The 21655-nt window shown below is 67.0% G+C and carries 24 protein-coding genes; 16 read left to right on the top strand and 8 right to left on the bottom strand.

The features are described 5' to 3' along the window. From purL to A5704_RS24530, 4 genes are all read right to left on the bottom strand, one after another. On the bottom strand, nucleotides 1-1363 hold a 1363-nt coding region (gene purL / locus A5704_RS24545), incomplete at its 3' end, for a phosphoribosylformylglycinamidine synthase subunit PurL (protein WP_067752357.1). 50 nt (nucleotides 1364-1413) lie between these two features. After that, nucleotides 1414-1761 carry a VOC family protein gene (locus A5704_RS24540; RefSeq protein WP_067752354.1) on the bottom strand — a complete coding sequence of 116 codons (348 nt, stop codon included), beginning with the start codon at nucleotides 1759-1761 and terminating at the stop codon, nucleotides 1414-1416. A gap of 65 nt (nucleotides 1762-1826) precedes the next feature. After that, nucleotides 1827-3356 (bottom strand): multicopper oxidase family protein, encoded by a 1530-nt coding sequence (locus tag A5704_RS24535; RefSeq protein ID WP_067752351.1) that lies wholly within the window; start codon nucleotides 3354-3356, stop codon nucleotides 1827-1829. After that, nucleotides 3353-3775, bottom strand: a complete 423-nt coding sequence (locus A5704_RS24530) for a hypothetical protein (RefSeq protein WP_067752348.1) — start codon at nucleotides 3773-3775, stop codon at nucleotides 3353-3355. The genes A5704_RS24535 and A5704_RS24530 overlap by 4 nt, the downstream gene beginning before the upstream one ends. A gap of 188 nt (nucleotides 3776-3963) precedes the next feature. Between A5704_RS24530 and A5704_RS24525 the strand changes: the two genes are divergently transcribed. Together A5704_RS24525 and A5704_RS24520 are read left to right on the top strand one after the other, a co-directional pair. After that, a complete protein-coding gene (locus A5704_RS24525; protein WP_067752345.1) occupies nucleotides 3964-4413 on the top strand; it encodes a nitroreductase family deazaflavin-dependent oxidoreductase in 450 nt (149 codons plus the stop codon). Between the two features lie 44 nt (nucleotides 4414-4457). Further along, nucleotides 4458-4826 carry a DoxX family protein gene (locus A5704_RS24520; protein WP_067752341.1) on the top strand — a complete coding sequence of 123 codons (369 nt, stop codon included), beginning with the start codon at nucleotides 4458-4460 and terminating at the stop codon, nucleotides 4824-4826. A gap of 23 nt (nucleotides 4827-4849) precedes the next feature. Here the strand turns inward: A5704_RS24520 and A5704_RS24515 are convergent, their stop codons facing one another. Continuing rightward, the gene (locus tag A5704_RS24515; protein WP_082954959.1) at nucleotides 4850-6109 is read right to left on the bottom strand and encodes a M18 family aminopeptidase; all 1260 of its coding nucleotides are present in this window, start codon (nucleotides 6107-6109) and stop codon (nucleotides 4850-4852) included. 109 nt (nucleotides 6110-6218) lie between these two features. On the opposite strand from A5704_RS24515, the gene A5704_RS24510 reads away from it, so the two are divergent. From A5704_RS24510 to A5704_RS24500, 3 genes are all read left to right on the top strand, one after another. Further along, entirely contained in the window at nucleotides 6219-7226 is a 1008-nt protein-coding gene (locus tag A5704_RS24510) for a Dyp-type peroxidase (RefSeq protein ID WP_067891542.1), read from the top strand. Beyond that, complete coding sequence (locus tag A5704_RS24505; RefSeq protein ID WP_067302911.1) at nucleotides 7226-8023, top strand: family 1 encapsulin nanocompartment shell protein; 798 nt, start codon at nucleotides 7226-7228, stop codon at nucleotides 8021-8023. The genes A5704_RS24510 and A5704_RS24505 overlap by 1 nt, the downstream gene beginning before the upstream one ends. A gap of 67 nt (nucleotides 8024-8090) precedes the next feature. Further along, complete coding sequence (locus A5704_RS24500) at nucleotides 8091-8831, top strand: SDR family NAD(P)-dependent oxidoreductase (RefSeq protein ID WP_067891539.1); 741 nt, start codon at nucleotides 8091-8093, stop codon at nucleotides 8829-8831. 14 nt (nucleotides 8832-8845) lie between these two features. On the opposite strand, the gene A5704_RS24495 is transcribed toward A5704_RS24500, so the two are convergent. Further along, on the bottom strand, nucleotides 8846-10549 hold the full coding sequence (locus A5704_RS24495) for an MOSC and FAD-binding oxidoreductase domain-containing protein (protein ID WP_067891537.1): 1704 nt from the start codon (nucleotides 10547-10549) through the stop codon (nucleotides 8846-8848). Between the two features lie 216 nt (nucleotides 10550-10765). Between A5704_RS24495 and A5704_RS24490 the strand changes: the two genes are divergently transcribed. The 8 genes from A5704_RS24490 to A5704_RS24455 all read left to right on the top strand — a co-directional run bounded on the left by A5704_RS24490 (nucleotide 10766) and on the right by A5704_RS24455 (nucleotide 17370). After that, on the top strand, nucleotides 10766-11638 hold the full coding sequence (locus A5704_RS24490) for an alpha/beta fold hydrolase (protein ID WP_067891532.1): 873 nt from the start codon (nucleotides 10766-10768) through the stop codon (nucleotides 11636-11638). Nucleotides 11639-11716: 78 nt separating this feature from the next. Next, nucleotides 11717-12406 carry a TetR/AcrR family transcriptional regulator gene (locus tag A5704_RS29430; RefSeq protein WP_067752323.1) on the top strand — a complete coding sequence of 230 codons (690 nt, stop codon included), beginning with the start codon at nucleotides 11717-11719 and terminating at the stop codon, nucleotides 12404-12406. Continuing rightward, nucleotides 12403-13077 (top strand): TetR/AcrR family transcriptional regulator, encoded by a 675-nt coding sequence (locus A5704_RS29425; RefSeq protein WP_067891529.1) that lies wholly within the window; start codon nucleotides 12403-12405, stop codon nucleotides 13075-13077. The genes A5704_RS29430 and A5704_RS29425 overlap by 4 nt, the downstream gene beginning before the upstream one ends. Nucleotides 13078-13231: 154 nt before the next feature. Next, a complete protein-coding gene (locus tag A5704_RS24475; protein WP_082954958.1) occupies nucleotides 13232-14155 on the top strand; it encodes a DUF427 domain-containing protein in 924 nt (307 codons plus the stop codon). Then, on the top strand, nucleotides 14155-14748 hold the full coding sequence (locus tag A5704_RS24470) for a TMEM175 family protein (RefSeq protein WP_067891521.1): 594 nt from the start codon (nucleotides 14155-14157) through the stop codon (nucleotides 14746-14748). The genes A5704_RS24475 and A5704_RS24470 overlap by 1 nt, the downstream gene beginning before the upstream one ends. A 2-nt stretch (nucleotides 14749-14750) precedes the next feature. Further along, nucleotides 14751-15431 carry a haloacid dehalogenase type II gene (locus A5704_RS24465; RefSeq protein WP_067752314.1) on the top strand — a complete coding sequence of 227 codons (681 nt, stop codon included), beginning with the start codon at nucleotides 14751-14753 and terminating at the stop codon, nucleotides 15429-15431. 25 nt (nucleotides 15432-15456) lie between these two features. After that, nucleotides 15457-16908: an NAD(P)/FAD-dependent oxidoreductase gene (locus tag A5704_RS24460; protein ID WP_067891520.1), complete on the top strand. Its 1452-nt coding sequence runs from the start codon at nucleotides 15457-15459 to the stop codon at nucleotides 16906-16908. A 3-nt stretch (nucleotides 16909-16911) separates the two neighbouring features. Continuing rightward, the gene (locus tag A5704_RS24455; protein ID WP_067891519.1) at nucleotides 16912-17370 is read left to right on the top strand and encodes a cupin domain-containing protein; all 459 of its coding nucleotides are present in this window, start codon (nucleotides 16912-16914) and stop codon (nucleotides 17368-17370) included. Here A5704_RS24455 and A5704_RS24450 read toward each other — a convergent pair. Next, complete coding sequence (locus A5704_RS24450) at nucleotides 17364-17762, bottom strand: VOC family protein (RefSeq protein ID WP_067891515.1); 399 nt, start codon at nucleotides 17760-17762, stop codon at nucleotides 17364-17366. The two genes, A5704_RS24455 and A5704_RS24450, sit on opposite strands and share 7 nt — an antisense overlap. 211 nt (nucleotides 17763-17973) lie before the next feature. On the opposite strand from A5704_RS24450, the gene A5704_RS24445 reads away from it, so the two are divergent. The 3 genes from A5704_RS24445 to A5704_RS24435 all read left to right on the top strand — a co-directional run bounded on the left by A5704_RS24445 (nucleotide 17974) and on the right by A5704_RS24435 (nucleotide 20964). After that, a complete protein-coding gene (locus tag A5704_RS24445) occupies nucleotides 17974-18441 on the top strand; it encodes a hypothetical protein (RefSeq protein WP_067752302.1) in 468 nt (155 codons plus the stop codon). Nucleotides 18442-18695: 254 nt separating this feature from the next. Next, a complete protein-coding gene (locus tag A5704_RS24440) occupies nucleotides 18696-19511 on the top strand; it encodes a lysophospholipid acyltransferase family protein (RefSeq protein ID WP_067752299.1) in 816 nt (271 codons plus the stop codon). Between the two features lie 73 nt (nucleotides 19512-19584). Beyond that, nucleotides 19585-20964: a wax ester/triacylglycerol synthase family O-acyltransferase gene (locus tag A5704_RS24435; protein ID WP_197508534.1), complete on the top strand. Its 1380-nt coding sequence runs from the start codon at nucleotides 19585-19587 to the stop codon at nucleotides 20962-20964. On the opposite strand, the gene purQ is transcribed toward A5704_RS24435, so the two are convergent. Further along, on the bottom strand, nucleotides 20961-21655 hold a 695-nt coding region (purQ, locus tag A5704_RS24430), incomplete at its 5' end, for a phosphoribosylformylglycinamidine synthase subunit PurQ (RefSeq protein WP_369828496.1). The genes A5704_RS24435 and purQ overlap by 4 nt on opposite strands.

Here is a 21655-nt window from a genome sequence, read left to right as displayed (position 1 = left end):
AGCGGTCGTACTGTTCGGTGATGAACGCGCGGCTGCACAGGTGCGGGCTGCCCAGCAGGGCAAGCAAAGTCGCGCGCAGCTCCTCCCCTGTCTTTGGCCGCGGCAGGCTCGTCGACCGGTCGGCGTTCAGGGCGTCCTGCGACTCGGGGCGCGCGACCGGCCGCTGATACACCGGCCCCTCGTGGGCCACCGTGCGCGGCGGCACGTCGACGACGGTCTCGCCGTGCCAGCTGATTCGCAACCGGTCGCCGTCGGTGACCTCGCCGATCACGGTGGCCAGCACGTCCCACTTTCGGCACACCGCCAAGAACGCGTCCACGTTCTCCGGCGAGACCACGGCGCACATCCGCTCCTGCGATTCGCTGCAGAGCACCTCCGCGGGCGTCATGTCCTTTGCCCGCAGCGGGACGGTGTCGAGCTCGATCGCCATCCCGCCGTCGCCAGCCGATGCGAGTTCTGAAGTAGCACATGACAATCCGGCGCCGCCAAGGTCCTGGATGCCGATCACCAGGCCGCCCGCATAGAGCTCGAGGCAGCACTCGATGAGCACCTTCTCCATGAAGGGGTCGCCCACCTGCACCGAAGGCAGCTTCTTGCGCGATCCCTCGCTGTCGAACGTGTCCGACGCCAGCACCGACACCCCGCCGATGCCGTCCAGGCCGGTGCGCGCACCGAACAGGATGATCTTGTTCCCGGCGCCCGAGGCGAACGCCAGGTGCAGGTCCTCCTGGCGTAATACGCCCACGCACAACGCGTTTACCAACGGATTGCCCGCGTAGCAGGCGTCGAAGACGGTCTCGCCGCCGATGTTGGGCAGCCCCAGCGAGTTGCCGTAGCCGCCGATCCCGCGGACAACTCCGTCGACCACCCGGCGCGTGTCCGGCGCGTCGGCGGCGCCGAACCGAAGCTGGTCCATCACCGCGACGGGTCGCGCACCCATCGCCATGATGTCGCGCACGATGCCGCCGACACCGGTCGCCGCGCCCTGGTAGGGCTCGACGTAGGAGGGGTGGTTGTGCGATTCCACCTTGAAGGTGACGGCCCAGCCGTCGCCGATGTCGACCACGCCTGCGTTCTCGCCGATGCCGGCGAGCATGCCCGCGCGCATCTCGTCGGTGGTGGTCTCGCCGAAGTAGCGCAGGTGCACCTTGGACGACTTGTAGGAGCAGTGCTCACTCCACATCACCGAGTACATCGCCAGCTCGGTGTCGGTGGGTCGGCGGCCCAGGATCTCGCGGATTCGCTGGTACTCGTCGTCTTTAAGGCCCAGCTCGGCGAAGGGCTGCGGCTGGTCGGGGCTGGCGGCGGCGTGCTCGACGGTGTCGATCGCCTGGGTGCGGGCGCTCGTCCCGGGGACTGTCACGCCAGACAGTCTAGGTCGGCGCTTCCGTCACCGTCGGGTCGCCGTGGAGGCTATTGGCCGACGACGCAGAAGACGTTCCCTTCGGGGTCGGCCAGCACGACCCAGCGAAAATTGTCGCCGAACTCATGCCGGCCGACCTCGGTGGCCCCGGCGGCCGTCAGCCGAGACGCCTCGGCATCCACGTCGGCGGGCCCGAAGTCCAGGTGCACGCGGTTCTTACCGGGGGTGGGGTCGGGCACTTTTTGGAAGCCGAGCCGAGGCCCTTCCGGCAAACTCACCACGGTGAACTCGCCGGCGAGCAGCTCCTGCGTCGTGCCGCCGAACTGCTCGGCCCACCAACCGCCCAGCTGCGCCGGATTGCTGCAGTCGAAGGTGATCATCTCCAGGTTGAGCGCCATACCGCCCGACCTTAGGCCTCGAAATGGCCCAGTTGAAGGGGTCGCCGTCCCGGGTCGCCCGGTGGTCAATCGACGGTCACGAAGTCGGCCATCATCGCCATGTCTTCGTGTTCGAGGTTGTGGCAGTGCAGCAGGTATGAACCGGTGTAGTCGGTGAACCGGATGAGGACTTCAACGGCTTCGGCTGGGCGCACATCGACGGTGTCCTTCCATCCCATGTCGAACCGGCCCGGCGCACGGCTGTTGCGGGAGAGCACGCGAAAGGAATTCAGGTGCACATGAACGGGATGGTGGAACTCGGTGATGAACCGCCAGACTTCTGTGGTGCCGAGCTTAGGGCGCGCCAGCGGCCGGCCCGGTTGATAGGCCAGGTCGTTGATCGTCCACACCCCTTTTCTGCCGAGGCGAAAGAGGAACGTTCGCGTGGCCACGCGGGCCTGTGGGTCGAGACCCGGGACGCTTCCGCTGAGCCGGTCCGGGATGGCCGAATCGTCGGCACGGTCGGCGCCGACGATGTCGAATCGCATGACCTCGCCGGCGCTTTCGCCACCCAACCGGTTGAGCAGCCGCACTTGTGTTCCCACCGGGTAGCGGCCGAAATCGACCACCACGTCGAATCGTTCGGCCGGAGCGATGTCGATGTAGTCGTGGCCTATGGGTCGCGCCAGTAATCCGCCGTCACTGCCGATCTGCACCAACGCCGAACCGCCGGGTGGTTGCGGGTCCAGCTGCAGCCGGTAGCGACGGGCGTTGGATGCGTTCAAGAGCCGCAGGCGGTACCGGGCGGGATCGGTCGACAGCACCGGCCACGGCGCACCATTGACCAGGATGACGTCGCCGAGGACGCCGTTCATGTAGTCGCCGGTCGCTCCGCCACCGGCAGCGTCCGGGTAGCGAAAGGAGCCATCGGCGGCGAACGCGCGGTCGGTGATCATCAGCGGGACGTCCCGCCGGCCGCGCGGCAGCGGCAACGCGTCTTCCTCGTCGTCGTGGACCAAGTGGAATCCGGCCAGGCCGCGCCACACCGCGGCGCCGGTGTAGCCCATGCGGTGATCGTGGTACCACAACGTGGCGGCCCGCTGGTTCAGCGGGTAAACGTATTCGCGCTCTCCGACAACGCTGTTGCGCGCCATGGCTTCAGCCCCGAGCCGGACGCCGGGCGGCAGGATGAAGTCGGTCGGGTACCCATCGTGGTCTTCCGGTGTGTGGCCGCCGTGTAGGTGCACCACAACCGGCACGGGCAGGGCGTTGCGGTGCCGCACGACGGTGCGTCGGCCTGACCGCGAAGCAATGGTCGGGCCGGGAAAGCTCGTGTTGTAAGTCCACGCCGCCGTGGGGAGCCCGGGCAATATGCGCAATTGCGTGGTCTGCTGGGTGATCTCGTAGTAGTCGGCGTGAGCGTCGCTACGAACCGGCGTCAATTGTTCCGGGATCGGCAGCGGGACTTGATAGCGATCGGGCAACCTGGTTTGGCTGCGTATCAGCCGTCCTGACTCGGCGGGGCCCAGCAGCGCGCCGGCGAGCGGCCAGCCGGCGCCGATGAAGCCGATGCCCGCCGCCGCGGCGCCCAGCCGCAACGCGCCACGCCGATTCATCGGATCGGTTCCCGCTCGGCCGGACGCGAGCGTGCGGCCAGCGGCAAACGCCACACCTCGGCAGTCAGCTGGAAGATCCCCACGATCAACAGCACTCCGAGCGGAACGTGTAAGCCCGTCAAGCGCAATTCCCCCGAGGCGAACTCGGCGACGAAGAGGAGGGTCACGAGGGCCCCGAGCGCCGCCGGCCGTCGCGGCCCGCCCGTCCTGCTCACAATCACCAGCAGCGCGACCTGGACGACGGAAAGCACCGTGGTCACCCTCGCGCCGACCGAGTGCAGCATCAGCGCGTCGTATCGGCCGCCCAGAAAACTCCCGGCGAACGCGGCTTGCACCAGGGCTAGCAACGCCAACGCCGCGCTGGTGGCACGGGCGATCACACGGGGCCAGCGCGGGCCGTGCCAGTCATCGGCTGTCATCAGTCCTCCCAGAGATTGCGCACTCAAGAGATGACGACGGAACGGCGCCGCAAAAAGTTACGCACGCATGTGTAACTTTCCGCGCCACAGACCCGTCCTTGGATACGGGTTGCTGATGACCGGCTCCCCATTGCGGCGGACCCGCCGGCTGCGGTTCCACCGCAACGAAATTCGCGACAGGAGAAGAGATGTCTCATCCGACGCCCCCTCGTTGGCTGAAGCCGATGAACAGGTTCATGATTGCGCTGCAAAAACTTGGCATACCGACTGGACCCCCCATGGTTTTGACGGTGCCGGGCCGCAAAACGGGCCGGCCTCGCAGCACCCCGATGACGCCGTTCACCCTCGACGGGCACCTCTATGCCGTGGCCGGATTCCCCGGCGCCGACTGGGCGCGCAACGCCCGCGCCGCCGGCGCGGGAACGCTCGGCAAGGGCCGAAAGACGCGGCGCGTCAGGATAACTGAGCTGACCGCCGAGCAAGCTCGGCCGGTGTTGCGCCAATATCCGGCCGAAGTGCCGGTCGGTGTTGGCTTTTTGAAACGCTCCGGCCTGGTACGCCAGGGCAATCCCGAAGAAGTCGAGGCGCTGGCGGGCCGGATCGCGGTGTTCCGACTAGACCCGATCCCGGCGAACTGACGCCAACGATCCGCCACCGACCGACCAGATATGGAAGCCGCAACATGCACACCGCGTACCTCGTCATGACGATAGCTGCCATCATTCTCAACGGATTTTCCGGCGTGAGCGCGCTGGTGCACTTCGCGCCGATCATTCCGCCCATGCAACGCGCGGGCGTCCCGGTGTCCTGGCTGACCTTTCCGATTGGCACGCTGAAAACCCTTGGCGCCCTTGGACTGGTCGTCGGCCTGTCGGTCCCGGCAGTCGGCGCCGCCGCAGCGGCGGGACTGACAATCTTCTTTGTCTGCGCGATGTACACGCACGTCCTCGCCCACGACATCTCCGGACAGTTCGCACTGGCGGGGTTCCTGCTTGCCGTCAACGTCGCGACCTTGACGCTCACCGTGATCGCGCACCCGGTCGTGCTCTAGTACGGCCACCTCGTCAGGCCGCACTACGGCATCGGCGAAAGGAACGCTTCCATCGCCGCCGAGTAGGCGGCCACGTCGTGCGCGCCCATCAACTCGCGCGCGGAGTGCATGGCCAGCTGCGCGGCGCCGACGTCGACGGTCGGGATGCCGGTCCGAGCCGAGGCCAACGGCCCGATTGTCGATCCACAGGGCAGGTCGGCCCGGTGCTCGTAGCGCTGCAGGCCGACCCCGGCCTGCCGACACGCGAGCTCGAAGGCGGCGGCCGTCCGTCCGTCGGTGGCATAACGCAGGTTGGGGTGCACCTTGAGCACCGGTCCGGCGTTGACCTCGATCAGGTGTCCGGGCTCGTGCCGCTCCGGGTAGTTGGGATGGGTGGCGTGGGCCATGTCCGCCGAGGCCAGCAGCGAGGCGGGCAGACGGCGCAGGAAGTCCTCGCGGGTGCCGCCGGCCGCCAGTACGATCCGCTCCAGGACGGTGCCCAGCAGGTCGGACTGGGCGCCGTGATCGGAGGACGACCCCACCTCCTCGTGATCGAAGACCACCAGCACGGGCAGGAATCCCCGCGGTTCGGCCGCCACCAGGGCCTCCGTACCCGCGTAGCAGCTCGCCTGGTTGTCCAGGCGCGGCGCGCTGAGCAGATCGTCGTCGGCGCCGATCACGGTCGACGGGGTCAGGTCGTGGGTCATCAGGTCGGCGGCCAGCACACTGGTCGGCGCCACCCCGGCCCGTTGCGCGACGAAGTCGACGAACGGCTTGATGTCCGCACCGGCTCCCCAAACCGCGTTGACGTGGCGTTGCGGGTCGAGGGTCAGCGATTTGCGGTCCTCGGCGAGGTGGATGGCCAGCTGGGGCACCCGCAGGATCGGGTCGTCGATCCGGACCAGCCGATGCTCGACCCCGGCGCCGTCATACACCGACAGCCGTCCACTGATGCCCAGGTCGCGATCCAGCCAGGAGTTCAGCCACGCCCCGCCGTACGGCTCGAGCGCGACCACACGCCACCCGGCAACCAGCCGATCGGGATGCTGCTTGACGCGCAGGTTAGGGCTGTCGGTGTGTGCGCCGACGATCCGGAATGGGCCGTCGGCGCCCTCGGAGTTCCAGGCCACCAGCGAGCCGGCCCGCACCGTGAAGTAGCGGCCCGGTTCCGCCGGCCACCGGTCCGACTCGCTCAGTTCGGCGAATCCCGCCGCGATCAGTCGCGCGGCCACTGTGACGCAGACGTGAAATGGCGACGGAGACGCGTCGATAAAATCGCAGAGGCCTGCGGCGTTGGCCGACATGTTGATCATCATGACTGTCGACGACGACCGTCGCCACGCTGGGCCCGATCGCGCGGCTCCTTGCTCGCGCACTTCCTGCGCTCACCGTCGCCACGCTAGGGTCAGCAGAGTGCCTCCCGTCCAGCCACAGCCCATCCTCGAGCCGTTGACGCCTGCGGCGGTCTTCCTGGTGGTGACCATCGATGACGGCGGAGAAGCGACGGTGCATGACGCGCTGCCCGACATTTCGGGGCTGGTGCGCGCAATCGGATTTCGTGAGCCGCCGAAACGGCTGTCGGCCATCACCTCCATCGGCTCGCGGGCCTGGGATCGCTTGTTCTCCGGGCCCCGCCCCGCAGAGTTGCACCCCTTCGTCGGACTGAACGGCCCCCGGCACACCGCCCCGGCCACGCCCGGGGACCTGCTGTTCCACATCCGGGCTGAAAGCCTGGATGTCTGCTTCGAATTGGCCGACCGCATCCTGCGGTCCATGGCCGGCGCGGTCACCGTCGTCGACGAGGTGCACGGATTCCGCTACTTCGACAACCGCGACCTGTTGGGCTTCGTCGACGGCACCGAAAACCCCGATGGCTCACTCGCCGCCAGCGCCACCACGATCGGCGCCGAGGATCCCGACTTCGAGGGCTCGTGCTACGTGCACGTGCAGAAGTATCTGCACGAGATGTCCTCGTGGAACGCCCTGTCGGTCGCCGAGCAGGAGCTGGTGATCGGCCGCACGAAGCTGGAGAACCTCGAGCTGGATGATGGGGAAAAGCCGGCCAACGCCCACATCGCGCTCAACGTCATCACCGACGCCGACGGCACGGAACTCAAGATCGTGCGGCACAACATGCCTTTCGGCCGACTCGGGAAGGGCGAGTACGGCACCTACTTCATCGGCTATTCCCGCACGCCGCAGGTGACTGAACAGATGCTGCGCAACATGTTCCTCGGCGATCCACCGGGCAACACCGACCGCATCCTCGAATTCTCCACCGCGGTCACCGGTGGCCTGTTCTTCTCGCCCACCGTCGACTTCCTCGACGATCCACCGCCGCTGCCCGCGGTACCGGTGACGGAAACGCTTGCCGTACAAGACGGCTCACTTTCGATCGGCAGCCTGAAAGGAACCACTTGATGAACAACCTCTACCGCGAGTTGGCACCGGTCACCGAAGCGGCGTGGAAAGAAATTGAAACCGAGGCGTCCCGGACCTTCAAACGCCACATCGCCGGACGCCGGGTTGTCGACGTCAGCGAGCCGGGCGGTCCGGTCACCGCGGCGGTCAGCACCGGCCGCCTGGTCGACGTGACGTCCCCGTCCGACGGCGTCGAGGCGCACCTCCGGGCGAGCAAACCCCTTGTCCGGCTGCGTGTTCCGTTCACTCTGTCCCGCTACGAGATCGACAACGTGGAGCGCGGGGCGCAGGACTCGGACTGGGACCCGGTCAAGGCCGCCGCCAAGAAGCTGGCGTTCGTCGAGGACCGCGCCATCTTCGAGGGCTACCCCGCGGCGTCGATCGACGGCATTCGCACCTGCAGCTCGAACAAGCCGCTGACCCTGCCGGCCGACCCCCGCGAGATTCCGGACGTCATCACGCAGGCGATCTCCGAACTCCGGCTGGCCGGCGTCGACGGTCCCTATTCGGTGCTGCTGTCCGCCGACGTCTACACGAAGGTCAGCGAAACCACCGAACACGGCTATCCGATCCTCGAGCACATCGACCGGCTGGTCCCCGGGGACATCATCTGGGCGCCGGCTATCGACGGTGCTTTCGTGCTCACCACCCGCGGCGGCGACTTCGATCTGCAGCTCGGGACCGATGTGTCGATCGGCTACACCAGCCATGATGCGGAGACCGTGCAGCTGTACCTGCAGGAGACGCTGACGTTCCTCTGCTACACCGCCGAGGCGTCGGTCCCGCTGAGCTCGTAGGAATAAATGCCGGCGGACCGCTGCTGTCGGGGAGGCAAGTGAACTTCTCTCCTGGAGGCAGGGTTCGATGGCAACAACAATGGCCGGGTCCACCGCTCTGGTGACCGGAGCCACGTCCGGCATCGGCCGCGAGGTTGCGTTACAACTCGCGGAACGCGGGGTGGAGGTCGTGGTGCACGGTCGCAGCTCCGAACGCGGCGCCAAGACGGTTCGCGATATCGAAAACGCCGGTGGTACAGCGCGTTTTGTCGCCGCCGACCTCAACGATGCCGACGACGTGCGGCGCCTTGCGGCCGAGGCGGGGCCGGTCGACATTTTGATCAACAATGCCGGAATCTACAAATTCGGAGCGACCACAGAGACTGATGACGCGGCGTTCGACGAGCACGTGAACGTGAATCTGCGCGCCCCTTACATCTTGGTCCAGCAGTTGGTGCCCGGAATGATCGAGCGTGGCGGCGGATCGGTGGTCAGCGTGAGCACCGTGGCGGCTTCGGTGCCGGCGAGCGGCGCCGGCATCTACGGCGCCACCAAGGCGGGCCTGGAATTGCTGACCCGCGTGTGGGCGGATGAGTTCGGGCCATCGGGGGTACGCGTGAACGCGGTCTCCGTCGGGCCGACCGACACTCCCGGAACCGCGGCGCTACCCGGCATGCTGGAGGCGGTGGCGGCCAGCACCGCGTTGGGCCGGCCGGCCGATCCGAGTGAAATCGCCAGCGTGGTCGTCTTTCTCAGCGCCGCCGGCGCCAGCTACGTCAACGGCGCCGTCATACCCGTGAGCGGCGGTCAGCGCGCGATCACCGCCTGAGGCAACGTTTTTCGCTACAGGTCGAGCACGAGATCGGTCTCCGGAGCCGCCGAGCAGATGAGCACCGTCCCCTGCTCGGGCGGCTCCAGGGGCTGCTGCACGTAGGTGGCGCTGCCGGAAACCACACCGGTGACGCAGACGTGACAGACGCCGCTTCGGCAGGAGAACCGGGTGGGCACGTCGCATGCTTCCGCCAGCTCCAGGATGCTTCCGTACGCGGACGACCAGGTGGCCGTCAGGCCGCTGCGCGCGAACGTGATTGGCGGGCCGGTCCCCGGGACCCCCGCCGGGGGATGCGGCGGTTTGCGCGGGGTGTCATCGACGATGCCGGGATTGATGGGCGGCAGGGCGCCGAATAGTTCGCTATGGATCCGCTCGGGCGCCAGACCGCCCGCGGCGAGTGCCTCGCGCATGTCGCTCATGAACTGGGTCGGGCCGCACAGGTATGCCGTGGCATCGGCCGGGATAGCCAGGGCCGCGATGGCCGGGCGGTCCAAGCGGCCTTGAGTTTGTGTGTAGAACACCGATTGCCGCGCACTCGGCAGAGCATCGACCAAACTAGCGACTTCCGATGCGAAAGCCTGCGTTTCGCGGTTGCGGACGGTGTGCAGCCACCAGATGTCACGGGTGCTGCCGGCCGCCGCGAGCGCGTGCAGCATGGCCAAGACGGGTGTAATGCCGATTCCCGCCGACATCAGCACCACCGGGCCGCCGCCGTCGGCGAGGCAGAAGTCGCCCCGTGGGGCGGCGGCCTCGACGACCGAGCCCGGCACGACGTGCTCGTGCAGCCACGAACTGACCAGACCATGCTCTTCGCGCTTGACGCTGATGCGGTAGTGGCCCGCCGCGGGGTCCCCGGAGAGGGAATAACTTCGCAGCGGCGCCGGCGTGCCGGCGCCGGGAATTCGCACGGTCAGATATTGCCCCGGAAGCGGCGCAGGCAGCGCGGAACGGTCGTCCGCCCGAAGCTCGATGGACATCACCTGTGGGCTTTCCCGGCGAATTCCACTGACCCGTAAGGGCCGAAACCCGGCCCATGCCGGCGTCGCACCCGGAGACACGGCCGCCGATCCCTGTGGTGCGTCGAGCATGTCCCGGAATGATTGCTGCCACCCGGGGCTGAGCGCGGGGACATCGACGATCTTGGGGAGCAGCCCGAGGTCACGGTCCGGCAGGTACAACAGCGCGTCGACGTCGGCGACGCTGAGTTGATGGCGACCACGGCGGGTCCGCACGATGTCGTCGCCGGCGCGGACCCGCCCCTCGGTGATCACCCGAAAGTAGAAGCCCGGACGACGTTGGGAGACAAGCAGGTTCGGCATCCTGGGTTCGTCCACGCGCATGCCGACCCGGAAGCAGGTGACGCGGGGCTGGGTGACCTCGAACTCGGCTTCGCCGATCCGGTAGCGGTCGCCGATGCACACCTCGTCGTCGGGCAGCCCGGTGATGGTGAAGTTCTCTCCGAAGTGGCCGGGCACGAGGTCGTCGCGACCCAGGTAGCTCTTCCAGAAGTCGTATGACTCGGTCTGATAGACCATGACGGCCCGTTGCTCGCCGCCGTGTCCGCCGAGATCGCCCTGACCGTCGCCGTCGATGTTCAGGCGACGCACCATGACCGGCCCTTCGACCGGTTTTTTCCAGATCCCGGTGTAGACGGTTTTGCCGTGCCACTCGACGTTGCGGGGCAGCCCCACGTTCACCGATATCAGTTTGCCCACCGGGCCACCTCCGCAGGCCCTGACTGGAGGGCTGGCTCACACTATGCCAGCCGGAAGACGACGGCAACACGAGGCGACGCCTCCGATATGCGCACCACGGCTGTTGCGCGGCGCACCGTCCGGTGCATACTGGGTTGCATAACCCAAAGTCCGGGATCAACGTGGCGTAGCTGAAATTCGCCGCTTCGGTCGAGGGCGAAATTAAGGAGTAGAGCCATGGCGGCTGTTCATCATCGCTATGCCACCGTCGACGGTCACCGCCTGTTCTTCCGCGAAGCGGGCCACTCGAGCGCTCCCGCGCTGGTGCTGTTGCACGGGTTTCCCACCAGCTCCTACATGTTCCGCCATCTGATCCCGGTGCTCGCCGACCGCTACCACGTCATCGCGCCGGATCACCTGGGCTTCGGGCTCTCCGACGCGCCGTCCGTCGACGAGTTCGACTACACCTTCGACGCGCTGACCGACCTCACTGCCGCACTGCTGCGCGCCGTCGACGTCGACCGGTACGCGATGTACGTCCAGGACTACGGCGCGCCGATCGGCTGGCGGCTGGCGCTGCGCGACCCGTCGTCGATCACCGCGATCATCACCCAGAACGGTAACGGCTACGACGCGGGATTCGTCGACAGTTTCTGGAAGATCGTGCGGGCTTACCAAAGCGAACAAACGCCCGAGACCGAGGCCGCGGTCCGGCAGTTCCTCACGCTGGATGCCACTCGATGGCAATACGTCACCGGCGTTGCCGATGAGACGCTCGTCGACCCCGAATCGTGGCACCACGATTACGCGCTCATATCGCGACCGGGCAATGACCTGGTGCAGCTGAAACTGTTACGAGACTACGCAACCAACGCGCCGCTCTACCCGCGCCTGCATGCGTACTTCCGCGCCAGCCAGGTGCCGCTGCTGGCGGTGTGGGGCCGTGGCGACGAGATCTTCGGCCCGGCCGGCGCCCAGGCGTTCGCCGACGACCTCCCCAATGCCGAGATCCGCCTGCTCGACGGCGGACACTTCCTGCTCGAGTCCGCACTCGACGAGGTAGCCGAACTGATCGGAGGCTTCCTCGCCAGGGCCGACATGGCTGCCTGACCGAACGCGCCGACGGCCCGGGGCATCAATGGGTTGGATATCCCATAGTTCGGGGCGGCCGCGGGTTAGCCTGACGCGATGGCCCATCCCGATGTTCGCGACGAACAACGGTTGACCGCCAAGGGGCGTGCCACCCGGGATCGCATCGTGGAAGCGGCCGCCCGACTGATCGTCACCGAGGGCCTGTCGGCTGCGAACATGGAGAACGTCCGCAGGGCGGCGTCGGTCAGCGGATCCCAGCTTGCCCACTATTTCGCCGACAAGGCCGCACTGATCCGCGCGGTCATCCGACGCCAGATCGGCGTGGTTCTCGACTTTCACCGCCAACCCGGGCTGGGAGGCCTGACAACGTTCGACGACTTCGAGCGGTGGGGCGATCTCAACATGCGATACCTCAGGCGCATCGGGTATTTCGGCACGCCTACCTACCACGCTCTCGCGGCCCAAGTGGCGAAGTCGGACGAGCCGACGCGGGAGACGCTGGCCACCGGCTATGGGCAGTGGATCGACCTGCTGGAGGCAGCGATCCGGCGGATGAAAGATAACGGCGTCTTGGTCGCCAACGCCGACCCGAGACGGTTGGCGATGGTCATCGTCGCCGCCCATCAGGGCGGTGGCACCCTGGCCTTCACCTACCGCGCGGAATGGCCGCACGCCGACGCGGTGCGCTTCGCGATCAACTACCTCCGCACCTTCGCCACCGATCCGAACGAGCGAGCCCCTCGCCCGGCGCGGCGCACCCGGCGCCGAGCGAGGACCGCCACGTGAACGCCGAAAGTCCGGGACGATTCACGCGCAAGGGACTGGCGACTCGCGCGCGCATCATCGACGCCGCCGCGCGAATCATGTTCGAGCGGGGCGTCGCCAACACCAGCATCGACCAGGTACGGCGAGCGGCCGGAGTGGGCGGGTCACAGATCGGGCACTACTTCCGGGACAAACGCGATCTGATCCGTCAGGTCGTTGCCACCCGCCGCGAGGACGTGCGGGCCTTCCACACCCAGCCACCGCTGGGCGCCCTCGACAGCTTCGCCGCCCTGCAGGCCTGGGCCGACGCCTGCGTCGCCGCCGTCGACACCGTGTACCGGGTGGGCGGTTGCGTGTACGGCTCCTTGGCGGGCGAATTGATCGATTCCGACGACGAAATTCACGACGATCTCTCCGCCGGTTATGACCTGTGGATCGAGTTGTTCGAGACCGGTCTTGCGGCGATGCGCCGGCGCGGCGACCTACGGCCCGACGCCGATCCGCGGCACCTGGCGGTGTCGTTGGTCGTCGCGCACCAGGGCGGCGCCATGCTGACATATGCCACCGGCGATGCGGAACCGCTGCGCGCCGCCGTCAACGCCGCCGTCGACTACGTCCGCTCCTTCGGAACGCGGAAGCCGAAGAGCCGAGCCGCTTCGAAGCGGCGCCGGGGCCAATCCCGATCCGAATGAGGTCACCTCGCCGCTGGACAGAATGGGATGTTTGGCCCATAATAACTGGGTTGATTGGCCCAGTACGTCGTTGCGGCTCACGGTTCCAATGGATGCCCCTGTGACGCGGGGAGATTAGCTGTCTCAGGGGTGTCGCTGAAAAGAGGGGATGGAGATGGGGCTGGCATGGCAGCAGGGTCCGCTCGCCACGGGATCGGTCGGTCACTTTCTGACTGAACAGCCGTTGCCGGCGCGGCTGTTGTACGTCGAACCGCTGAGGAGGCGCATGCGAGTTCGCCTCGCCGACACATGGGTTGCCGACAGCCAAGACGTGATCCTGTTGCACGAGCCGGGGCGTTATCCGGTCGCCTACTTCCCGCGCAGCGATATCGAGGCCGGGGCCCTGGTGGCCGAGGAAAGGCTCACCCGGCACCAGGACCTAGGCGACACCCGGTGGTTCACCGTCAAAGTCGCGGAGCGAGAGGCGACCCGTGCGGCGTGGCAGCACACCGCGCTGCCGCCGCACGCTTCGGTACTCGACGGGCACCTCGCATTCGCTTGGCGTGCCATGGACGCTTTCTACGAAGAGAACGAGCGGATCGTCGGGCACGCTGCCGATGCCTATCATCGGATCGATATCCGTTCCACTTCAAGGCATCTCATCGCTCGTAGCAGCGACCGAGTGATTGCCGATACCAAGCACCCACTAGCTTTGTACGAATCCGGATTCGCTCCACGCTGGTACGTGCCCCGCGAGGACGTCGACGAATCTGCCCTCGAACTGGTTGACACGCAGACCTTTTGCCCATACAAGGGGATCTGCTCCTACTACGATATCGGCGACCGCAAGCGGGCGGCGTGGTCGTATCGAAACGCCTGGCGCGAGGTGATACGAGTTGGCGATCTGGTGTCCTTCGAACCGGACAAGATCGACGTCTACCTCGACGGCAAACAGTTGCGGCTCGAGCCCGGCCAGACCGTCATTCCACACGGCGTCGATCGGGGGCTCGACATCGAAGAGGTCTCGGATCTTTACGGTGCCGAGGGCAATGTCGGGGTAGTGCAGGAACGAAACCACCAATCGTCCGGGCAGGCGTAGTGGTCGGGCGGAGAACCAGTCCGGATCGGGTAGGAGCGTTCTCCGACGGCGTTTTCGCGGTGCTGATCACGATCTTGGTGCTCGAGCTCAAGCCGCCCGCCGCGGCCAGCTTCAGCGCCTTGCTACCACTGTGGCCCACCGGCCTGAGTTATGTCGTCAGCTATTTCTTCATCGCCATCGTATGGGTCAACCATCATCACCTGTTCGGCTATGCGGAGCTGGCGACGCCGCGGCTGGTGTGGTCGAATTTTGCCCACCTATTTTCCGTATCCCTCCTCCCGATCACCACCGAGTGGATCGCCGACAGCAGGCTCGCCGCTGCGCCCGTGGCGTTGTACGCGTTCGTCTTCGTTCTGGTCAACGTCACCTATCTGGCGCTGTGCCGGGAAGTGATCGATCGGCCGGCCCACGAAGGCCTCACCGACCGGATGCGCAGGTTGATGCGGATGAGGTCATTCATCACGGTCGGCGTTTTCACGACGGCCGGGGTGACCGCCCTCTGGTGGCCGTTGCTGGGAATGACATTGATTTGCGTTTGTCTGATCGGGTATTTACGACCGGATGTTCCCAATCCGAAGAAGATCGAGGTTTGACCATGCCAGTGCCCTCCGTCCTGGTTTTCGACGTCAACGAAACGTTGGTCGACATCGAGTCACTCGCACCGCTTTTCACCGAGCTGTTCGGCGATGAACGGGTGCTCCGCGAGTGGTTCGCCCAGCTGGTCATGTATTCGATGTCCGCGACGTTGGCGGATAGTTATGTGGACTTCTCCACGCTGGCCCAAGGTGTGTTCCGTATGGTCGGCGATATCCACGGCGTGGCCGTCTCCGACGATGACGCGCACCGGCTGAAGAACGGCTTGCTCACCATGCCGGCCCACCCGGATGCGGCGGAGGGGCTCACCATGTTGAAAGACAACGGTTTTCGTCTGGTCACCCTGACCAATTCGCCGCCCAACCCGGATGGTCCTACGGCGCTGCAGAGTTCCGGGCTGGCCGAATTCTTCGAACACCAATTGAGTGTCGATGCCTGCCGCGCCTTCAAGCCGTCGCCCACCGTGTACCGGTATGCGTGCGAGACGCTCGGAGTGGCCCCGGCTGACTGCATGATGGTGGCCGCCCACGTATGGGACACCCTCGGCGCCCAGAGTGTCGGCTTCGGCGGGGCGCTCATCGCGCGGCCCGGCAATCCGCCGCTGCCCGTCGACGGACTGCCCCAACCGGACCTGGTGGCGGGCGACCTGCGCCAGCTGGCCGCGCAGCTGATCGACCACTGAGGACAACCGGGGAGGACCACGAACGATGGCACACGAAGAGTCGGGCTATGACGTCGTTGTGCTCGGCGCCGGGCCGATCGGGCAGAACGCCGCAGAGCGCGCCCGGGCCGCAGGCCTGAGTGTCGCCATAGTCGAGCGCGAACTCGTCGGCGGCGAGTGTTCCTACTGGGCCTGCGTGCCCAGTAAAGCCTTGCTGCGTCCGGTGATTGCCATCTCGGAGGCCCGCCAAGTCGACGGCGCGCGGGAGGCGGTCAGCGGGTCCATCGGCATTCCGGGGGTCTTCGGCCGCCGCAACCGCTACGTCACCGACTGGGACGACACCGGCCAGGCCGGCTGGGTGGGTGGAATCGGCGCCACCCTGGTGCGCGGCCATGGCCAGTTGGACGGCGCCCGGCGAGTCGCGGTCACCGCGTCCGACGGGGCGACGTCCGTGCTGACCGCGCGGCACGCCGTCGTGATCTGCACCGGAAGCCGGCCCCTCTTGCCCGACTTGCCCGGCATCGACGAGGCGAGGCCGTGGACCAACCGCCAAGCCACCGAAAGCAGTTCGGTCCCCGAGCGGCTCGCGGTGGTGGGCGCCGGCGGCGTAGGCGTCGAAATGGCGACTGCGTGGCGCGGATTGGGATCTCAGGTGACCCTCCTTGCGCGGGGCTCGGGTCTGCTGCCGCGGATGGAGCCCTTCGTCGGTGAACTCATCGGCCGTGGCCTCGCCGATGCGGGCGTGGACGTGCGCGTCGGCGTATCGGTGCGCACGCTGCGCCGGCCCGAGGGCGCGGAGGTGACCCTCGAATTGGACGATGGCTCCGAATTGGTGGTCAGCGAAGTGCTTTTCGCGACGGGTCGCGCACCGCTCACCGATGACATCGGCCTGCACACCGTGGGGCTGACGCCCGGCGACTGGCTCGACGTCGACGACACCTGCCAAGTACGGGCCATCGAAGACGGTTGGCTCTACGCCGCGGGCGACGTCAATCACCGGGCCCTGCTGACCCATCAGGGGAAGTACCAGGGTCGCATTGCCGGAGCGGCCATCGGAGCGCGGGCCGCGGGCGCCCGGTTGGACACCGCACCGTGGGGCCGGCACGCAACCACCGCCGACCATTACGCTGTGCCGCAGGCCTTCTTCACCGTGCCCGAAGCCGCCGCCGTCGGCCTGACGGCCAGGCAAGCCGAACAGGCCGGGTACCGGCTGCGCACCGTCGATGTGCAGATCGGCGACGTCGTGACGGGGGCCAAGCTCTATGCGGACGGGTACGCCGGGCGCGCACGGATGGTGGTGGACCTCGACCGTGGGCGTTTGCTCGGGGTCACGCTGGTTGGGCCGGGAGTCACCGAGATGCTCCACTCCGCCACCATCGCCGTCGCGGGCGAGGTGCCCATCGACCGGTTGTGGCACGCGGTGCCCTGCTTCCCCACGGTCAGCGAGCTGTGGCTGCGGCTCCTCGAGGCGTATCGGGATGCGTCGGACCATAATTGACGCATGGCTACCGCAGATGGATTCCACCCAGACTTCGACGAGGCAACACCGGAAGCGACCCACAACCGGGTGCACCACGTCAGGGGTGCGGACATCAGCTCCGACACCGCGCAATCGGAGGGACTGCGCCGCTTCGCCGCGCTCAGCGGAACGTCAGTCGGCGCCGAAAAGCTCTGGATGGGCGAGACGCACGCGTCACCGTCGACCGTCTCGTCCAACCACCATCACGGCGACTCGGAAACCGCCATCTACGTGCGCAGCGGCCACCCGGAATTCGTCTTTCACGACGGCGCGCAAGAGGTGAGGATCTCGACCTCACCCGGCGACTACGTCTTCATCCCGCCGTATCTGCCGCACCGAGAGGAAAACCCCGACCCGAACACGCCCGCGGAGGTGGTGATCGCGCGCAGCACCCAAGAGGCGGTCGTGGTGAACCTGCCGGCGTTGTATCCCCTTCAGTAAACCGCGATTTCGACCAGGTTGCCGTCGACGTCGCGGCAGTAGTGGGAGATCATCGGACCCAGGGCCCCCGTCCTGGTCACCGGTCCCGCAACGATCTCCGCCCCACATCGCACGAGGTGGGCATGCACCTCGCCCGGGCTGCAACGAGTGATGAAGCACAAGTCCTCGGACCCGGCCGCTTCGACCGAACCGGTGACCCACTCGGGATCGTCCCCCAGCGCCCCGACGGGCCGCAGGTTCAGTTTCTGGTCCCCGAACCGCAGCGCGATTCGGTTGGACGGCCCGAACGTTTCCCGCCGCATCCCGAGGACCCGCTCGTACCACGCGGCCGTGTCCTCGACGTCTCGGCAGTTCAGCACCACATGGTCGATCCGTTCCACGATGAGCTCCATGTTCGGCCCTCCCCTACGGCTGAGCGAAAACCATTTGGCACCAGACTAATCCGACTCGCCCGGCGCCGTGATCGTCGAGCGGCGTCTGCCCGCTGACATCGTCGGCCGATGGAACCTTTCCCCATTCACTCAGCCAATTCTCAACAGATTCTTCGGCGACTCATGGCTTGTCTCCCAGCATCCGCAAAGCCACTGGCCGCAGCATGTTTTCATGACGAACGAGCCGATGTGCGCGAACCTGGTCGAACGGTACCTGCGCGTCCGCGGGCGCCGCTATTTCCGTGGCCATCATGATCGCGAATACTTCTTCGTCACCAGCGCCCACCCGCGGCGCCTGCACGTCCATCTCGAGATCTCGCCCGCGCACGGCGATGTGCTGATCATTCGGGTGACTCCCGGCTGCTTCTTCCCCGCCACCGAGCGGCCCTGGCTGGTGCACTTCTCGGACACCTGGAACCGCCAGGATCGGGAGGTGACCGCGATCGTGCACGGGTCGTCCGATCCGCAGCGCATCGGCGTGGTGGCGCGCAGGTCGCACTGGATTCGACGGAGCGTCTCGTTTGACGATTTCGCCGCCTTCGTCGACCACACCATTGCGGATGCGACCGAGTTGTTCGACGCTCTGAGCCCCGCCGTCGAACTGCCGACGGCGCATCCGTTGTTGCGGGACGCGGGCTGATCCTGCCGGACAGGTCGTCACCCCAACGGGGCGGCGAGCGGCGTCCCCGCTCTGCGCCGATGAGCCGGCGAGCCCGAAAATCCGAGTGCAAACGGACGTTAGGCGCGCGTCCCCGCCGCGGCCAAACCGCTCAGCAAACGGATATGACATTCTCTTTTTCGGAGAGTATTATATGCTCAACAGGCACGGGGTTTGAGATCTGCGTCACATCGGCAATCAATGCCAAACAGCACTGACACGGACGGCGGGGAGCCATGGCGGGTAGCGGCGTTGAGGTGGCCGACAACCACGAGACCACCAAATGGGATCCGGCCTTCACCGAGCAGGTCAGCAAGGCCCTCGGACCGGTCATCAAGCGGTGGTATCGCGCCGAGGTGCGCAACATCGACAACGTCCCGCCGTCGGGCGGCGCGCTGGTGGTGTCCAACCACTCGGGCGGCATGCTGACGCCCGACGTGCTGATCTTCTCCCCGGCCTTTTACGAGAAGTTCGGCTACGACCGCCCCGTCTACACCCTGGGCCACTACGGCATTTTCATGGGACCCTTAGATGGCTGGCTTCGCCGCCTCGGGGTCATCGAGGCCAGCCGTGAAAACGCCGCCGCCGCGCTGCACTCGGGCGCGGTGGTGCTGGTGTTCCCGGGCGGCGACTACGACTCCTACCGGCCCACCTTCAGCGCCAACACCATCGACTTCAACGGCCGCACCGGCTACGTGCGGACCGCCATCGAGGCCGGGGTGCCAATCGTGCCTACCGTGTCGATCGGGGGCCAGGAGACTCAGCTCTTCTTGACCCGCGGAAACTGGCTGGCGCGCAAGTTGGGGCTGACCAGGGCGCGCATGGACATTCTGCCGGTGAGCTTCGGATTCCCCTTCGGACTCAGTGTCATCTTCCCGCCGAACCTGCCACTGCCGGCCAAGATCGTCACCGAAGTACTCAAACCGATCGACGTCACGGCCCAATTCGGCGACGATCCCGACATCGACGAAGTCGACGCCTACGTGCGCGGGGTGATGGAGTCGGCCCTCCAGCGATTGGCCGGTCAACGCAAGCTGCCCATCCTAGGCTGACCGACCGCGACTCGAGGTTCGACATCATGCGAAATCCGCTGCAGCGCAACTTGATTGTCCGGCAGGGTGGCGCGTGAAAAGGTTGAACGGCATGGACGCCATGCTGCTCTACAGTGAGACACCGAACCTCCACACTCACACATTGAAAGTGGCGGTCATCGACCCCGCTGACTCCGACTTCGGTTTCGAGGCGTTCCGCCGCCACGTGCGACGCCGGCTGCACCTGCTGGAACCGTTGCGCTACAAGCTCGTCGACATTCCCTGGCAGCTGCATCACCCGATGTGGCAGGAGGACTGCGCGGTCGACCTCGACTACCACCTCCGGCGGGTGCAGGTGCCCGCGCCCGGCGGGCGGCTAGAACTCGATCAGACGATCGGCCAGGTCGCCTCGATGCCGCTGGACCGCAGCCGCCCGCTGTGGGAATTCCACTTCGCCGAGGGACTGGCCGGGGGAAGGTACGCCCTGATCGGCAAGGTCCATCACGCGCTGGCCGACGGTGTGGCCTCCGTCAACCTCTTGGCGCGCGCCATGGATCTCGAGGACGGGCCGACCGACGAGCGGGACAACGACGAAGCGGGCGTCACCGCGTCGCCCGCCGACCTGCTGCGATCTGCCGCCCGCGACCACGCGCGGCAGATCGCCGAGCTCCCCGGGCTGCTGAGGGATGCCGCCACCGGGTTGACGCGGGTCCGCCGCCGATCCAGAGAACGGGGTGCCCACCCGGATCTGGCCGAGGCCTTCGACGCTCCACCGACCTTCCTGAATCACGTCGTGTCGCCCGTGCGGCGGTTCGCCAGCACGACGCTGCCGCTGGCCGAAGCCAAGGCGACCGCCAAGGCGCTGGGCATCACCCTCAACGACCTGATACTGGCCACGGCGGCCGGCGGCCTGCGCACACTGTTGCTGGCCTACGACGGCGCGGCCGACCGGCCGCTCATCGCGTCGGTGCCGACGGCCACCGACAAGTCGGACCGCATCACCGGAAACGAGATCAGCGGTCTGATGATTTCGTTGCCGGTGCACGTCGCCGATCCCGCCGAACGGGCACGGCTGGTGGCGCTGGCGACCCGAATCGCCAAGGAAGACCACGAGATCCTCGGCCCCGAGCTTTACGGCCGACTGATGGCCTATCTGCCGACCGCGTTCGCTCCGGCCGCATTCCGGTGGCTGGGGCGGCGCGACGCACCCAACAAGCTGATGAACGTCGCGGTCTCCAGCGTGGTGGGCCCGCGCGAGCGCGGACACTTCGGCGGCGCTACGGTCACCGAGATCTACTCCACCGGGGTGCTATCACCGGGCGCCCCGGTCAACGTCACCGTGTGGAGCTATGTCGACCAGCTGGGCGTCGCCGTGCTCACCGATGACCGGACGTTTGACGACCCGCACGAGGCGACCGACGCCATCTGCGCATCGTTCGCCGAATTGCGCTCCGCGGCAGGCGTTTCCGCCTAGACCGACAGCGCGGCGTCCAATACCGAATAAAACAGGCCCAAGCCGTCGTCGGACGGCCCCGTCAACGCTTCGATGGCGTGCTCGGGATGCGGCATCAGTCCGACCACGCGACCGTTGGCGGAACTGACGCCGGCGATGTCATGCAGCGAGCCGTTGGGGTTGTCGTGGTAGCGGAACACCACCCGGCCCTCGCCCTCGAGCTCCTCGACGACGTCGGCGGGCGCCACGTAGCGGCCTTCGCCGGACTTCAGCGGCACCAGTAAGTCCGCATCGGGCTCGAAACGCGACGTCCAGGCCGTCGACGTCGACGCCACGCGCAACCACACATCGCGGCAGACGAAGTGCAAACCGACGTTGCGGGTCAGGGCCCCCGGCAACAGCCCCGCCTCGCAGAGCACCTGAAACCCGTTGCAAATGCCCAACACCGGCATGCCGCGGTTTGCGGCGGCCACAACTTCGCCCATCACCGGGGCGAACCTGGCGATCGCCCCCGCACGCAGGTAGTCGCCGTAGGAGAAACCGCCGGGCACCACCACGGCGTCGACGCCGCCCGGGCGGCGCGGCGTGTCGGTGCCGAGGCCGTCAGCCTGTGGCACGCCGACGCCGACCTCAAGGGCGTCGACGCCGTGGTGGTGCCCGGCGGTTTCTCCTACGGCGACTACCTGCGTGCGGGGGCGATCGCCAGGTTCGC

This window comes from Mycobacterium sp. E735, assembly GCF_001666955.1.
Taxonomy (GTDB): Bacteria; Actinomycetota; Actinomycetes; order Mycobacteriales; family Mycobacteriaceae; genus Mycobacterium.
This window is presented reverse-complemented; position numbering and strand designations above follow the sequence as displayed.

What these genes read in the sequence shown, in the direction of transcription:
- A5704_RS24540 (WP_067752354.1), bottom strand. Translation starts at nt 1,761, where the DNA reads ATGGCGCTCAACCTGGAGATGATCACCTTCGACTGCAGCAATCCGGCG.
- A5704_RS24535 (WP_067752351.1), bottom strand. Translation starts at nt 3,356, where the DNA reads ATGAATCGGCGTGGCGCGTTGCGGCTGGGCGCCGCGGCGGCGGGCATC.
- A5704_RS24530 (WP_067752348.1), bottom strand. Translation starts at nt 3,775, where the DNA reads ATGACAGCCGATGACTGGCACGGCCCGCGCTGGCCCCGTGTGATCGCC.
- A5704_RS24525 (WP_067752345.1), top strand. Translation starts at nt 3,964, where the DNA reads ATGTCTCATCCGACGCCCCCTCGTTGGCTGAAGCCGATGAACAGGTTC.
- A5704_RS24520 (WP_067752341.1), top strand. Translation starts at nt 4,458, where the DNA reads ATGCACACCGCGTACCTCGTCATGACGATAGCTGCCATCATTCTCAAC.
- A5704_RS24515 (WP_082954959.1), bottom strand. Translation starts at nt 6,109, where the DNA reads ATGTCGGCCAACGCCGCAGGCCTCTGCGATTTTATCGACGCGTCTCCG.
- A5704_RS24505 (WP_067302911.1), top strand. Translation starts at nt 7,226, where the DNA reads ATGAACAACCTCTACCGCGAGTTGGCACCGGTCACCGAAGCGGCGTGG.
- A5704_RS24500 (WP_067891539.1), top strand. Translation starts at nt 8,091, where the DNA reads ATGGCAACAACAATGGCCGGGTCCACCGCTCTGGTGACCGGAGCCACG.
- A5704_RS24490 (WP_067891532.1), top strand. Translation starts at nt 10,766, where the DNA reads ATGGCGGCTGTTCATCATCGCTATGCCACCGTCGACGGTCACCGCCTG.
- A5704_RS29430 (WP_067752323.1), top strand. Translation starts at nt 11,717, where the DNA reads ATGGCCCATCCCGATGTTCGCGACGAACAACGGTTGACCGCCAAGGGG.
- A5704_RS24475 (WP_082954958.1), top strand. Translation starts at nt 13,232, where the DNA reads ATGGGGCTGGCATGGCAGCAGGGTCCGCTCGCCACGGGATCGGTCGGT.
- A5704_RS24465 (WP_067752314.1), top strand. Translation starts at nt 14,751, where the DNA reads ATGCCAGTGCCCTCCGTCCTGGTTTTCGACGTCAACGAAACGTTGGTC.
- A5704_RS24460 (WP_067891520.1), top strand. Translation starts at nt 15,457, where the DNA reads ATGGCACACGAAGAGTCGGGCTATGACGTCGTTGTGCTCGGCGCCGGG.
- A5704_RS24455 (WP_067891519.1), top strand. Translation starts at nt 16,912, where the DNA reads ATGGCTACCGCAGATGGATTCCACCCAGACTTCGACGAGGCAACACCG.
- A5704_RS24450 (WP_067891515.1), bottom strand. Translation starts at nt 17,762, where the DNA reads ATGGAGCTCATCGTGGAACGGATCGACCATGTGGTGCTGAACTGCCGA.
- A5704_RS24445 (WP_067752302.1), top strand. Translation starts at nt 17,974, where the DNA reads ATGACGAACGAGCCGATGTGCGCGAACCTGGTCGAACGGTACCTGCGC.
- A5704_RS24440 (WP_067752299.1), top strand. Translation starts at nt 18,696, where the DNA reads ATGGCGGGTAGCGGCGTTGAGGTGGCCGACAACCACGAGACCACCAAA.